Genomic DNA, 13,641 nt, shown 5'->3' on the forward strand with positions numbered 1-13,641 from the left:
TACAAGTTTTTTGAGTATTGCGTACAAATTGCGCCAATACGGTGCAGTGGATGGCGCACGCGCACCGGAATCTCCCGCGCATGGTGCAAGCAGCCGGACGAAGTTCGCTACACTCGTGCCCATCCAATCGCTTAGAACCAGCCCGTCCGGCCCGCCCTCCCCCACCGCCCCCGAACCACCTCCCCATGCGCATCCTCGGCATTGATCCCGGCCTGCAAACCACCGGCTTTGGCGTGATCGACGTGCAGGGTCAACAACTGAACTACGTGGCCAGCGGCACCATCCGCACCACCGCCATTGCGCGCGGCGACCTGCCCGCACGCCTGAAAATCATCTTCGACGGCATCGCCCAGTTGAGCAGCCAGTACCGACCCGACGAAGCCTGCGTGGAGATCGTCTTCGTCAACGTCAACCCGCAATCGACGCTGCTGCTGGGCCAGGCCCGCGGCGCCTGCCTGACCGCGCTGGTGGCACACGATCTGCCGGTGGCCGAATACACCGCATTGCAGATGAAAAAGGCCATGACGGGCCACGGCCGCGCCGCCAAATCGCAGATCCAGGAGATGGTCAGGCGCCTGCTACAGTTGCCCGGCCTGCCCGGCACCGATGCCGCCGATGCCCTGGGCCTGGCCATCACCCACGCACACGCCAGCCACACCCGCCAGGCACTGGCGCAAACGGCCACCCTGCAGCGCCGCCAGCACGCCATGTACAAGGCCGGGCGCAACTACTGAGTAACCTGTTCACGCCGGCTCCAGTTCGCGCTCTTTCTCTCCTCTGCTTGCAGGTCCCCGCCCGCGCCTCGTCACGCAAGCGTCACAGCGACGTCACCTGAAATTCATGCCACCTGCCTACATTGGGCAGTCATGAATGCGTCCAGCCCACCCCACACCGGCCGCATGACGGCCTTGCACAGTACCGCCATGCCAACCGGCGCGTCTGCGGCCGCGCCGCTGCGGGTGGCACTGGTGACGGAGACCTTCCCGCCTGAACTCAATGGCGTGGCCATGACGGCCGGGCGGGTCGTCAACGGCCTGCAGGCGCTCGGCCATCGGCTGCGCATCGTGCGTCCCCGCCAACCCGACGAAGACGCCGCACGCCTGGCAAGCTTTGCCGACCTGCCCACCACACTGGTATCCGGTATCGGCGTGCCGGGCTACAACGGCATCCGCTTCGGACTGCCCGCAAAAAGCACCCTGCGCCACCTCTGGCAAAGCGAACGCCCGGATGTCGTGCATATCCTGACCGAAGGCCCGCTGGGGCGCTCGGCCCTGCAGGCTGCCACCGGGCTGCAACTGCCAGTGGTGGCCGGCTACCACACCCATTTCGACCGCTACACCGAGCATTACCGGCTGGGCTTTCTGCGCCCGGCAGTGGAAGGCTATCTGCGACGCTTTCACAACCGCTGCCAGATCAACCTGGCGCCTACGCGGGAGCTGGTCGCGCAACTCTCGGACATGGGCATGCACAACCTGCGCCTGATGTCGCGCGGCATCGATCGCCAGCAGTTCAACCCGCAGCAGCGCAACATCCGCTTGCGCGCCGAATGGGGTGCAGGCGCCGATGACCTGGTGATGCTGTGCGTCGGGCGGCTGGCGGCCGAGAAGAATCTCGATCTGGTGGTCCAGGCCTGGCAGGCGGTGCGGCGCGAACGTCCCTACACCAAGCTGGTGCTGGTCGGCAGCGGTCCCGAGTACGCGCGCCTGGCCCGGCTCGACCCCGACATCATCCTCACCGGCGCCGTCAGCAGCGACCAATTGGGCATGCACTATGCCTCGGCCGACCTGTTCGTTTTTGCCAGCATGAGCGAGACTTTCGGCAACGTCGTACAAGAAGCCATGGTCAGCGGCCTGCCGGTGATCGGCTTCGACTACGCCGCCGCGCGCGAACTCATCACGGACGGCCACAACGGCCTGCTGGTATCCTTTGGCAACGTGCCGGATTTCATCGCCCGCACGGTGATGGCCTCCCGCGCTCCGCAGACACTGCGCGCCATGGGAGCAGCTGCCAGCCAGAGCGGCCGCAGCTGGCAGAGCGTCACGGATGAACTGGTTTGCAACTACCGCGACGCCATCGCCCTGGCCGCCGCGACCATCAGGAGGCCCCTCCATGCCGCACCAGCCCGAAATGCCTGATCTCGCCGAACTCGCGGACATCCCCAATGTGCCGCTGGGCTTCAGTCACCGTGAACTGCGATGGTGCCTGCAGTTGCAGCAGCGCCTCTGCCATACCGGCTTCAACGCCATGCTCGGCCTCGTCAGCCGGCTGGGCAATGGCGTGTTCTGGTACACGCTCATGCTGGTGATCCTCGCCAGCGGCAATGACGAGGCCGTGCCCGCTTTCACCCGCATGGCCGCCGTCGGGCTCATCGGCGTGCTGCTCTACAAGTGGCTCAAGAAAACCACCAGCCGCCCCCGCCCCTGTGCGCGCAATGGCCGCATCGTCGCACGCGTGGCGCCACTCGATGAATTCAGCTTCCCGTCCGGTCACACCTTGCACGCAGTGGCCTTCACCATCGTGGCCACGGCCTATTTCCCATGGCTGGCGCTGCTGCTGGTGCCATTCACGCTGCTCGTTGCACTCTCGCGCGTGGTGCTGGGCCTGCACTATCCCAGCGACGTGCTTGCCGGTGCATTGCTGGGCACGGCACTGGCAACGGGCGTGCTGCTCTGGTGAAACTGGGGAGCGGCCTGACCCAAGCGCAGGGTCTGGCCGCGATCACCAAGCCAGCGCCGGCTGTGCAAAGCCCTTGGGGGCACGCTTCTCTTCCTCGAAGCTGACCAACTCCCACGCATCGCGTTCGGCCAGCAGGGCACGCAGCAACTGATTGTTCATGGCGTGACCAGAGCGATAAGCGCTGTAGGCAGCCAGCAGTGGCTTGCCAAGCAGATACAGGTCGCCCATCGCATCGAGGATCTTGTGCTTGGCAAACTCGTCGCCGTAGCGCAGACCGTCGCTGTTGAGCACTTTGTAGTCGTCCATCACGATGGCGTTGTCGTAGCCGCCACCGAGCGCCAGACCGTGCGAGCGCAGAGCCTCCACGTCGCGGGTGAAACCAAAGGTGCGCGCGCGGGCAATATCGCGCACGTAGTTGCCCTCTCCCATGTCGAACTCGACCGCCTGGCCGGTGGAATCCACCGCAGGGTGGCTGAAGTCGATCTCGAAGCGCAGCTTGAAGCCGTCGTACGGGTCGAGCCGGGCCCACTTGACCTCGCCCACACCATCGACGCGCACCTCCACCCGCCGCAGCACCCGCACGAACTGCTTGGGCGCCGCCTGCAACGCAATGCCTGCCTGGTGCAGCAGGTACACGAAGCCGGATGCCGAACCATCGAGAATCGGCACTTCCTCTGCTGTCAGGTCAACATAGAGGTTGTCAATACCCAGGCCCGCGCAGGCCGACATGATGTGCTCGACGGTGCTGACCTTTGCGCCGTCCTGGCCGATCGTCGACGCCATGCGGGTATCCGTGACGGCCTCGGCCGAGATCGGGATATCCACCGGCTCGACCAGATCGACGCGCCGGAACACAATGCCGGTATTCACCGCCGCCGGACGCAGCGTCAACTCGACCCGCAGCCCGCTGTGCAGGCCCACACCCACGGCGCGCGTGACGTTCTTGATGGTTCTTTGTGCAAGCATCACCGCATTTTACCGGGAGTGCCAGCAGGCGCCACGTGGACCAGAATCACCATGCAGCCCCCTGCGGCCTTCTGCAAAGCCAGCAGCCTCCCCACCCTCACAGTTGCTCTTCTGCCACACCCCATGCACCATAAGAGGTCATACAATCGCCTCGCATAACACGCTGAAACAGCAGATCCTGGAAGGCTTTCCGAACGCCTGTTGCAATTTCAGGGGTTCGGGAGCCTGCGGCGTGTGCTGAAATATAAAAAAAGAAACCAACACGATGTCCATCCAGAATCTGGTTCGGGCGCCAATCGGTCGCCTTGTCATCCAATCCACACTTGCAGCACGACTTGCAGCGCATTCAGGCGCGTCAAATTTGTCCACCCTGTCCTTGGCGTCATGCACCAACCGCCCTCTTTCATGCCTCTGACGACACACCGACAGGATGGGTGGAGTCCAGTCGATGCCAGCACAGAGACGGTACCGCATGTGGAAACGGAAGCCCAGGCCGCACCAGATAAGCCGCCCAGCGCTCCGCCCGAGCAGCCCGACAGCATGCATTCCATGCCGGTACCGTTGCCACTGCGCAGGCTGATGCGTCACAAACGGGTGCTGCTGCTTCAGGGCCCCATGGGTCCCTTCTTCTCGAAGCTGGCCCAATTCCTCAAGCGGCAGGACGTGGAGGTCGGCAAGGTCAACTTCAATGGCGGCGATGCGCTTTTCTACCGCGACCTTGATGCCGTTGCCTATACCGGTCGGCATGAAGACCTGCATGACTGGCTGCACGAACACATTCGGCAAAGAGGCTACGAAGCAATCGTTCTGTTCGGCCAATGCCGCCCCGTGCACAAGGTCGCTCGCGGCGTAGCGCAGGAACTGGGCCTGGCTGCGCACATCTTCGAAGAGGGCTATATTCGCCCCGACTACATCACACTGGAAGAAAGCGGCGTCAATGCCTGGTCACCGCTGCCACGCGATGCCGCGTTCTACCGTTCGCAAGCCGTGCCGGAAGAAGCCAGCCACAGGCCAAAGCCGCAACCCACCGCGCAACGCTTTCGCAAAACCGCTTCGCTTGCCACGCTGTATGCCATTGGCATGGCCATCGGCCGCATCAAGTACCGGCACCATGTCTACCATCGTCCCCTCAACCCCTTGGTACAGGGCTGGCAGTGGGGCGTGATCGGCGGGCTGCGCAAGCTGCGCGGCTATGTGCTTGACCGTCCCATTCTCAAACAGTTGACTGGACCCGAATGTAGCGGTCGCTACTTCGTCCTGCCTCTGCAAGTACACAATGACAGCCAGATGGTCGACAACTCGCCCTTTGGCAGTAATGAAGATCTGATTGAGCATGTGCTGCGCTCATTCGCCGCACATGCCAAGGCGGAGGATCTGCTGGTCATCAAGCACCATCCGATGGACCGCGCCTACCGCAACTACAGCCACTTCATCCATCAGCAGGCCTGCCGACTGGGCATCGGGAAGCGCATCATCGTCGCCCAGGACCTGCACCTGCCCACCCTGCTCGATCATGCGAAAGGTCTTGTTACCGTAAACAGCACCACTGGTCTGCAGGCCTTGCTGCACAATACGCCGGTCGCCGTGCTGGGTGCTTGCGCCTATGACATCGAGGGCCTGGTCTTCGGACAGGGTCGCCATCTCGATCAGTTCTGGGCCGCCCCCGGCAAGGTCGACCTTGATTTGTTCTGGCGCTATCGCAACTACCTGATCGAGCACACTCAACTCAACGCCAGTTTTTACGCCAGAGCGCCCGTTCTTGACTGAATCTCCCCGCGAAGGCAGACCCGACTGCCTCGCCAGACTGCAACAAGCCCGTTTTGACAGCATCTGCCGCCCCATCCGCCAGCAACGCCGGCACCTCTGCCGCCCCCCCCCCTCGCTCCCATTGGCAGGTGGCCTGGGCGGTCTGGCATGCGCTTTTCATGCGCGAGGCACTCACCCGCGTCTCCGGCAGGCGCATGGCGTGGCTCTGGCTGCTGCTGGAGCCGCTGGTGCATGTCGGCTTTCTGATGTTGATCTTCTCGACGCTGCGCAGCAGACAGCTCAGTGGCGTAGACTTTGCGCTGTTCCTGGCGCTCGGGTTCATGGGCTACCAGATGTTCGTCTCCATCGGCCGGCGCAGCGCCTCCGCCATCAACTCCAACCGCGGCCTGATGTCCTACCGGCAGGTGCTGCCGGTCGATACCGTATTGGCGCGCATTGGCCTGGAGTTCACGCTGCAAACGCTGGTTTTGATTCTGCTGCTGGCCATTGCCGCCCTGTTCGGCTTCGATATACTGCCACATGACCCGCTCACGGCTGCTGCAGCACTGGCCCTGCTGGCGCTGATGGGCGCGGGCTTCGCCCTCATGTTCTCCGTGTTCTACGTGCTGGTGCCCGAAACGGAAAAACTCATCGGCTTCATCTTCACCCCGCTGTACTTTGCCTCGGCCATCATGTACTCGCCGGCGCTCCTGCCCCCCGCCTTGCGCGACATCCTGCTCTACAACCCCATCGTGCATGGCGTGGAACTGGTCAGAGGCGGTTTTTTCGAGGGTTATCACCTGCTGCCCGGCATCAGCATGGGCTACCTCAGCACCTTTGCGCTGGGATTCACGGTGTTCGGCTTGCTGCTGCAGCGCCGCTTTGCCGCCCGCCTGCAGGCCCTTTGAGCCGCTAGTGCCCAAACGACATGATCGACGTCATCGACCTGCACAAGCGCTACCGCACCGACCATGGCCTGGGCCGCTGGGTGCTCAAAGGTATCAACCTGCGCATTCCCGCCAACCAAAGCGTGGGGCTGGTAGGGCGCAATGGCGCTGGCAAATCCACCCTGCTGCGCCTGATCGGCGGCATCGACGTGCCGGACAAGGGCCGCGTCATCCGGCACAGTCGCACATCCTGGCCGCTGGGCCTGGCCGGCGGCTTGCAGGGCTCCCTGACCGGCCGGCAGAATGCCAAGTTCGTCTGCCGGCTGCACGGCCATGAGAAGGACATGGCCGAAAAGCTCGAATTCATCAACGACTTTGCCGAACTCGGCGAAGCCTATGACGAGCCCATCAAAACCTATTCCAGCGGCATGCAGGCGCGCCTGAAATTCGCCATGAGCATGGCCTTCGAGTTCGACATCTACCTGGTCGACGAACTCACCGCCGTGGGCGATGCCGCATTCAGCAAAAAAGCCCGTGCCGCCTTCAAGCGCCTGGCCGGCCGCAGCAGTCTGATCATGGTCTCGCACAGTGAAGGCACGCTCAAGGAGTTCTGCGAGGCCGGCATTTGGCTGCATGACGGCCAAGCCCACTGGTTCGACGACATCAACGACACGCTGGCCAACTACAAACAAAGCCTTTCCCTATGACAGACGCCAACAAGCCTGCCGCCGAAACGAGCGCAGCCCCGCAAGAACCAGCAACCAGCGCAAGTGCCAGTGCAAGCGCGAAGGCGAGCCCCATCACGGGAGCCGTCTCCGCCGCAAGACGGCACCCATTGCTGGCGTTGGGCGTCCTGGCCGTGCTGCTGGCAGCCATCTACTGGAGCCTCATTGCCTCCGACCGCTACGTCTCCGAGACCCACCTCATTGTCGACAGCACCGACATCCAGAGCGGCGCCAGCTTCGACATCGCCAGCGCGCTCACTGGCAGCGGCTACAGCACCACCGATCTGCGCCTGCTGCGCGACCACCTGCGCTCGGTGGACATGCTGCAAAAGCTCGAAGAGCTGCTGCAGATCAAGGAGCACTACAGCGCCAGCGAACACGACTTCTTCTCGCGGCTGGCCAAGGATGCCAGCCAGGAACAGTTTCACGCGTACTACCTCAGGCGCAACAGCATCGAGATCGACGATCAGGTCGGCGTGCTGCGCATCCGCGTGCAGGCCTATGACACCGAGACTGCGCAAGCCATCGCCAAGGCATTGCTGCAGGAGGGCGAGGCTTTCATGAACCAGATGGGCCACGACATCGCCCGGACCCAGGTGGAGTTCCTGGACCGGCAGGTGGCACAAAGCAACCAGCGCGCACAGGAAACCCGCAACGCGCTGCTGCAGTATCAAAACGATACCGGCATGATCTCGCCCCAGGCGCAGGCGGAAAGCCTGGCCGCCATTGGCGCGCGGCTGGAGAGCGAACTGGTCAGCCTGCGCGCGCAACGCAGCGTGATGCTGGGCTACCTCAGTCCCGAAGCAGCGGACGTCAAGCAGTTGGAGCTGCAGATTGCCGCACTGGAAAAGCAGCTCAAGACCGAGCGCGCCAAGCTCACCTCGGGCGCCACCAAGAAGAACGAGGCGCTCAACCGCGCCGTAGAGGAATACCAACGACTGGAACTCGAAGCCCAGTTCGCCATGCAGGTTTACCAATCGAGCCTGCAAGCGCTCGAACGTGGCCGCATCGAGGCGCTGCGCATCCTCAAGAAGATCACCGTGCTGCAGCAACCCACGCTGGCCCAGGAGCCGCTGGAGCCGCGCCGGCTCTATAACCTGCTGGTGTTTGCACTGCTGGTGTTTGCCATTGCCATCATCACCAACCTGCTGGCAGCCATCGTGCGTGACCACAAGGATTGATGCCGAATCGATGCGACTTGAAGCAAGCGGGAATGGAAGAAGATCGACACCATCGACCGGCAAACAACCTCTGCGCAATTCCCACAATACCTGTTTCGCACCCATTGTCGACAGAATAGTGACAATTGTTTGCAACTGTCTCCCGAATCCAAGCATATGAATTTTTTATCCAGAAAACAGAATAAGATTCGGTCGCACCACGCTGCTCAACCGAACGACATGCTTCGACGTCTTGCCAGAACCCTGCTCCCGGCCCTGCTGGTCGCCATGAGTGGCTGGCCGGCCGTGCAGGCACAAAGCGACATATTCCCCGGAGGCCTGCCCGCGACCGACGGCAACACCAGCTATAGCAGCCAACGCACCACCAGCAGCGATACCGGTCCATCGTCTGCCGCCAGCCAAGGCGCCAATAATGGCAGCGGCAGCAGCTTTTCCCCGGTCGTACCGCAAGGCAGCCGCACAACCTATACGCAGCCGCAAGGCGGCGGTGCGCCGGCCCCGCAGGTGCAACCCAGCGCCCCTCAGTACTTCGACTACCAGAGCAACCTGGGCAGCGATGTCTTTGGCGCCCAGCTCTTTACCGGCGCCTTTGCCAATGCCGGTGCAGCGCAGTTCAACCCCGATTACGTAATCTCCAGCGGCGACAGCATCCAAGTGCGGCTGTGGGGCGCATTCGACTATGACGCGCAGCTCACCGTCGACCCGCAAGGCAACATCTTCCTGCCGCACGTGGGCCCGGTGCGCGTGCTGGGCGAGCGCAACCAGAACCTGGAGAGCGTCGTCAACAACGCGGTGCGCCGCGTGTTCCGCGCCAACGTGCAAAGCTATGCCAGCCTGGCTGCCGCACAGCCGGTACGCATATTCGTCAGCGGCTTCGTGCATCGCCCTGGTGCCTACAACGGCACCAGCATGGACAGCCTGCTGCACTACCTGGACCAGGCCGGCGGCGTGGACCCCGAGCGCGGCACCTTCCTGGCCGTGCAAGTCAAGCGCGGCGAGCAGGTGCGCGCCACCGTCAACCTGTACGACTTCTTGCTCAGCGGCTTCATGCCCACCGTACAACTGGCCAATGGTGACGTGATCTTCGTGCCGCCGCGTCAGAACGTGGTGCGTGTCAGCGGCCTGGTGGAAAACGCCAAACGCTTCGAAGTCAGCAGCGCCAGCCCCACCGTGGCCCAGCTCATCGCCGTGGCCAAACCCTTCGCAGAGGCCACCCACGTACGCGTGCAGCGCAATACCGGCGACCTGCGCAACACCGAGTACTACCCACTCTCGCAGGCCAGCCAGGTGTTCCTGCAAAACGGCGACGAACTGGAGTTCACCGCCGACAAGAAGCCCGGCACCATCACCGTGCGCGTGGAAGGCGAGCACATGAGCCCGCAAGAATACGTGCTGCCCTACGGCAGCAAGCTGGGCGAGTTGATTGGCCACATCCACTTCAACGACCGCTCGGAACTGGAGAGCATCCAGCTTTTCCGCCGCAGCGTGCAGGACCGCCAGAAGCAAATTCTGGAGACCTCGCTGCGCAGCCTGGAGACCTCGGTGCTGACGGCGCGCAGCGGCTCGACGGACGAAGCCCGCCTGCGCCAGGAAGAGGCCAACCTCACGCTGCAATGGATCGACCGCGCCCGCAAGGTCCAACCGCTGGGACAGGTCGTCATCGCTCCGATTCAGGAGCGCGCCACCCTGCTGCTGGAAAACGGCGACGTGCTGCGCATCCCGACGCGCGACGGCCTGGTGCTGGTGGGCGGCGAAGTGCTGTTCCCCAATGCCGTGGCCTATGACTCGCGCATCGACCTTGCCGACTACATCAACCGCGCTGGCGGCTATACCCAGCAGGCCGACGACGCCCGCGTGGTGGTGGCCCGCCGCGACGGCACCTTCGAGCAAGTGAATATGGACAGATGGGGCACGAAACCTGTCATCAAGGCAGGCGACCAGATTCTGGTGCTGCCCAAGGTGGACGAGAAAAACCGCCAGTTCTGGAAAGACATCACGCAGATCATGTACCAGATTGCGGTCAGCGCAAAGGTGGTATTCGGGCTGTAATCACCCCATCAAGCCATCACTCCCCTTTGATAACCTGCCACGGTTGCCAAGCATCGGCGACCTGAGAACAACAGCCCTGTTGAGAGAGAGCAACCGTGAACAAAATCATCATCGTCGGCCACCCGCAATCCGGTTATGAAGAGGTCGAACGGCTGCTCGTCGAATGCGGCATGGCTCCTGCACTGCCTTCGCGCCGCGAAAAGCTCACGCCCGACCAAATCAGCCGAACCCTGGTCAAGGCGCATGGCGCCACTCCAATCGAGAATCTGCAGTCACCCCAGCAGCTGCAACAAATCACAGTAGCCCCCGTCTGGCAGGGCATGGCCCTCGATTTGATGCTGGCGAATGTAGAGCAGCCACTCTGGGGCTGGGCAGACACCCAGGCCGCCTACCTGCTGGACTACTGGAAATCGCAAGATCCCCAGATCGTCTTCGTACTGGTCTACGACGAGCCCCGGACCGTATACACGCGCCTGAGCCTCGAGCAGGCCAGTGCGCCGGAGGCCGAGCTCCAACGCCGGATCGACGCCTGGGTCAGCTACAACGCTGCGCTGCTGCATTTTCACCTGCGCAACCCCGAGCGCAGCCTGCTGGTGCATGCGCGACAAGTGCAAACATCGGCGCAAAGCTACCTGCAGCAAATCAGCGCACGCATCGATGCTCCCCTGCACGTTCCGCCAACGCTGTTGCCGGAACTTCACAATTCCTCTCAAGAGGATGAATCGCAAGACGGCGATGCAGTCGTGCAGGACAACCATCTCGCCGTCCGCGACAACCGGGCGCACGTTGCAGGCGCGCCTGCCGAGCCCCCCAGGTTAGCCGAACTGCAAGCCAACGCCTTAGCCGACCTGCTTGCCAGCCAACTGGTCGATGCCAACCCCGAGGCCCTGCAACTTTATGACGAGTTGCAAGCAGCAGCCACGCTGCCCCACGGCGTCGCACAGTCATCCGGCCTGCCTCCCGCCTTGTCCGGAAGCGGCAGCCTCAGAGACCGCTACCAGGCCTGGCTGGCTTTGGTTGCCCAACAAGCAGCGCTGCAGGAGCAGATGCAGCGTGCCCAAACCCAGGCCGAGCAGCTCAAGGCACTGAGCCAACAATTCAGCCACGCAGACACCCAGGCGCGGGAACGTCAACGCCTGCTTGATGATCTGCACAGAACCCATCGACAAGCTGAAGCACTGGCCCAGGAGCGGCAACACCTGCTTGAACAACAAACCATCGCCCTGCAGGAGCAAACTGCTGACCGGGAAAGACTGTGCGCCGAACTCGCCGGACAGTTGCGGACAGAGCGGCAGCAGTTGCAGCATAAAGAGCAGGAGCGACAGTTGTTGCTCACACAACTGCACCAAGTGCAGGAAGAACTTGAACAGCACTACTTGCAAGCCAGACAGCAAGACACAACGCTGCAAAGCCTGCGGCAAAACCTGCAACAGGTCGAACAGCAGGCCAAGCAGCAAGCCGCCGAACACTCACGACAAGTCGAACAGCTACGAGCTGCACGGCAAGAGAGCCAACTGCTGCTTGCGCAATTGCACCAAGTGCAGGAAGAACTGGAGCGGCACTACCTGGAAAACCAGCGGCATGCATTGCAACTCGAAGAGCTGCAAAAAAACCAGGAACAACACTTGCGACAGATTGGGCAGCTCAAGAAAGAGCGCGACGAGCACACCAAAACCGCCAACGAACGCAAGACCCGGCTCGAACAGCTGACCCAGGCCAAAGCCGCCTACGAAAAACAGACCCAAGAACACAATCGGCAAGCCGAAACGCTGAAGGCGGAGCGGCAAGCCGCGCGCGAACAAGTCAAGCAGCTCCAAGCCCAGTTGAATGCGGCACAAGCGCGCCTGGCCTCAGCCCCAACAGCCGACTTGCAGCAGGAAAACGCGCTGCTACTCAGCCAACTGCACCAGGTTCAGGAAGAGCTTGAACGCTTGTACCTGGAAAACCGCAAGCTCCAGACACCTGCCACAAATGCGTCAATCAGCCCCCAACCGCAGCAACCCATCATACGCACAGGCGCTGCCAATCGCGTCAAACGCGAACTACCCTATCGGCTCGGCTCATTGATGATCGCACGGTCGCACAACCTGGGAGGCTTGCTCGGCATGCCCTTTGCGCTGCGCGCCGAAACCAAGCGTTACCGGGAAGAACAGCAAGCCACCGCCGGCCAACCACCCTTGCCGCCAATCAGCGAATACCGGGACGCCAGAGAGGCCGAGAAAGTCAAACAACACCTCTCCTATCGCCTGGGCCGTGCCTTGCTCCAATCCAGTGAAAAACCACTGGGCTGGCTTGGGCTGCCATGGGCACTGCGCCGCGAGGTCAAAGACTTCCGGCAACAACGAAATTCCAGGCAAGTGGCAGGTTGAAAGCATCCCATCCTCTCAGGCCGCCACGCCGTGGCACGATGAACCGTCCAATCCGAACCCAACATGAGCGATCAAGACAACATCCCCTCCTGGCTGGAACACCTGAAGCTGCTCATGCCACCGCAAGGCGCCCTGCTGGTGGGCGCTGGCACAGGCAACGACAACTGGATCAGACTCTTCAGACAATGGCCCCAGCTCCACGTCACGCTGGTCGAAGCCGATGCACGGCAATTCGCGCGGCTTCAGCAGTCCGTCGGTCTTCTCGCGCATGAAGGCAATTGGCAGCTCATTCATGGCGTGGTGGCACCTCAGCACGAAGATACGGTGTTCTACCTCGCAAGCAATGCCTCGGAAAGTGGCCTACTGCCGCCAGAAGCATTGCGCCCGTTCTGGGCCAATCTGCACACCCAGGAACAGCAGCAACGGCCAGGCCTATCCCTTGATGAATTGGTGGGCCGCGAGCCTGACATTGGCGCTCCCAACGGGAGCATTAAACCAACAGGCGAAAAAAACACGGTTGACTGGCTCATCATCGACTGCCTGCCCGCTGGCGCACTGCTGCGGGGTTCACACTCGCTGGACAAGCTGGACGTCGTCGTGGTGCGTGCCGTTCTCGACAGCGACAACGACGATGCAGGGGCTGAAGCAACACCCCACCACACCGCGCCAGCCGACACTGGCCTGAGCGACATCACCAAACTGTTGAACCAGCACGGCCTGCGCCTGATCACCATGGAGGCAGGCCGACACCCTGCCATAGGCCATGCACTGTTTGTACGCGACAGTACATCGGCCCTGCAGACACAGGGCCAGGCACTGGCCGCTGCGAAGAAGCTCGCACAGGAGCACAGCCAGCAGATTGAACAAATCAAGAAGGAACGCGACGAGCAGGCCAAGGCCGCCAACGAGCGCAAGGCCCAGATCGAACAGCTGACCCAGGCCAAGGCCACTGCCGAGAAGCTCGCGCAGGAGCGCGATCAGCAAATTGAACAGATCAGGAAGGAACGCGACGAGCGGGCCAAGGCCGCCAACGAACGCAAGG

The 13,641-nt window shown here is 62.5% G+C and carries 12 protein-coding genes; 10 read left to right on the forward strand and 2 right to left on the reverse strand.

From position 1 onward, the window contains the following. The first annotated feature begins 185 nt into the window (after positions 1-185). The 3 genes from ruvC to EV687_RS06710 all read left to right on the forward strand — a co-directional run bounded on the left by ruvC (position 186) and on the right by EV687_RS06710 (position 2,676). The gene (gene ruvC, locus EV687_RS06700; RefSeq protein WP_122231880.1) at positions 186-734 is read left to right on the forward strand and encodes a crossover junction endodeoxyribonuclease RuvC; all 549 of its coding nucleotides are present in this window, start codon (positions 186-188) and stop codon (positions 732-734) included. A gap of 165 nt (positions 735-899) precedes the next feature. Beyond that, complete coding sequence (locus EV687_RS06705) at positions 900-2,135, forward strand: glycosyltransferase family 4 protein (RefSeq protein ID WP_165392811.1); 1,236 nt, start codon at positions 900-902, stop codon at positions 2,133-2,135. Then, the gene (locus EV687_RS06710) at positions 2,110-2,676 is read left to right on the forward strand and encodes a phosphatase PAP2 family protein (RefSeq protein ID WP_207226403.1); all 567 of its coding nucleotides are present in this window, start codon (positions 2,110-2,112) and stop codon (positions 2,674-2,676) included. Before EV687_RS06705 ends, EV687_RS06710 begins: the two co-directional genes overlap by 26 nt. 42 nt (positions 2,677-2,718) lie before the next feature. On the opposite strand, the gene lpxC is transcribed toward EV687_RS06710, so the two are convergent. Together lpxC and EV687_RS06720 are read right to left on the reverse strand one after the other, a co-directional pair. Continuing rightward, positions 2,719-3,642 carry a UDP-3-O-acyl-N-acetylglucosamine deacetylase gene (gene lpxC / locus EV687_RS06715; protein ID WP_122231878.1) on the reverse strand — a complete coding sequence of 308 codons (924 nt, stop codon included), beginning with the start codon at positions 3,640-3,642 and terminating at the stop codon, positions 2,719-2,721. Between the two features lie 97 nt (positions 3,643-3,739). Then, a complete protein-coding gene (locus tag EV687_RS06720) occupies positions 3,740-3,958 on the reverse strand; it encodes a hypothetical protein (RefSeq protein ID WP_130466465.1) in 219 nt (72 codons plus the stop codon). Between the two features lie 158 nt (positions 3,959-4,116). On the opposite strand from EV687_RS06720, the gene EV687_RS06725 reads away from it, so the two are divergent. From EV687_RS06725 to EV687_RS18920, 7 genes are all read left to right on the forward strand, one after another. Next, a complete protein-coding gene (locus EV687_RS06725) occupies positions 4,117-5,409 on the forward strand; it encodes a capsule biosynthesis protein (protein ID WP_162846680.1) in 1,293 nt (430 codons plus the stop codon). 158 nt (positions 5,410-5,567) lie between these two features. Then, positions 5,568-6,296, forward strand: coding sequence for an ABC transporter permease (locus tag EV687_RS06730; RefSeq protein WP_122231961.1), 729 nt, complete (start codon positions 5,568-5,570; stop codon positions 6,294-6,296). Between the two features lie 20 nt (positions 6,297-6,316). Then, positions 6,317-6,982 carry an ABC transporter ATP-binding protein gene (locus tag EV687_RS06735; RefSeq protein WP_122231876.1) on the forward strand — a complete coding sequence of 222 codons (666 nt, stop codon included), beginning with the start codon at positions 6,317-6,319 and terminating at the stop codon, positions 6,980-6,982. Beyond that, positions 6,979-8,181, forward strand: a complete 1,203-nt coding sequence (locus tag EV687_RS06740) for a KpsE/RkpR family capsule polysaccharide export protein (protein WP_207226404.1) — start codon at positions 6,979-6,981, stop codon at positions 8,179-8,181. The genes EV687_RS06735 and EV687_RS06740 overlap by 4 nt, the downstream gene beginning before the upstream one ends. Positions 8,182-8,400: 219 nt before the next feature. Further along, positions 8,401-10,230 carry a polysaccharide biosynthesis/export family protein gene (locus EV687_RS06745; protein ID WP_242612526.1) on the forward strand — a complete coding sequence of 610 codons (1,830 nt, stop codon included), beginning with the start codon at positions 8,401-8,403 and terminating at the stop codon, positions 10,228-10,230. Positions 10,231-10,325: 95 nt separating this feature from the next. Next, positions 10,326-12,599 carry a coiled-coil domain-containing protein gene (locus EV687_RS06750; RefSeq protein WP_122231874.1) on the forward strand — a complete coding sequence of 758 codons (2,274 nt, stop codon included), beginning with the start codon at positions 10,326-10,328 and terminating at the stop codon, positions 12,597-12,599. Between the two features lie 63 nt (positions 12,600-12,662). Beyond that, positions 12,663-13,641: hypothetical protein (locus EV687_RS18920; RefSeq protein ID WP_207226405.1), on the forward strand; the 979-nt coding region annotated here is incomplete at its 3' end.

This window comes from Corticibacter populi (assembly GCF_004217315.1).
Classification (GTDB): Bacteria; Pseudomonadota; Gammaproteobacteria; order Burkholderiales; family Burkholderiaceae_C; genus Lampropedia; species Lampropedia populi.

What these genes read in the sequence shown, in the direction of transcription:
- EV687_RS06740 (WP_207226404.1), top strand. Translation starts at nt 6,979, where the DNA reads ATGACAGACGCCAACAAGCCTGCCGCCGAAACGAGCGCAGCCCCGCAA.
- EV687_RS06730 (WP_122231961.1), top strand. Translation starts at nt 5,568, where the DNA reads ATGCGCGAGGCACTCACCCGCGTCTCCGGCAGGCGCATGGCGTGGCTC.
- EV687_RS06735 (WP_122231876.1), top strand. Translation starts at nt 6,317, where the DNA reads ATGATCGACGTCATCGACCTGCACAAGCGCTACCGCACCGACCATGGC.
- lpxC (WP_122231878.1), bottom strand. Translation starts at nt 3,642, where the DNA reads ATGCTTGCACAAAGAACCATCAAGAACGTCACGCGCGCCGTGGGTGTG.
- ruvC (WP_122231880.1), top strand. Translation starts at nt 186, where the DNA reads ATGCGCATCCTCGGCATTGATCCCGGCCTGCAAACCACCGGCTTTGGC.
- EV687_RS06745 (WP_242612526.1), top strand. Translation starts at nt 8,401, where the DNA reads ATGCTTCGACGTCTTGCCAGAACCCTGCTCCCGGCCCTGCTGGTCGCC.
- EV687_RS06705 (WP_165392811.1), top strand. Translation starts at nt 900, where the DNA reads ATGACGGCCTTGCACAGTACCGCCATGCCAACCGGCGCGTCTGCGGCC.
- EV687_RS06710 (WP_207226403.1), top strand. Translation starts at nt 2,110, where the DNA reads ATGCCGCACCAGCCCGAAATGCCTGATCTCGCCGAACTCGCGGACATC.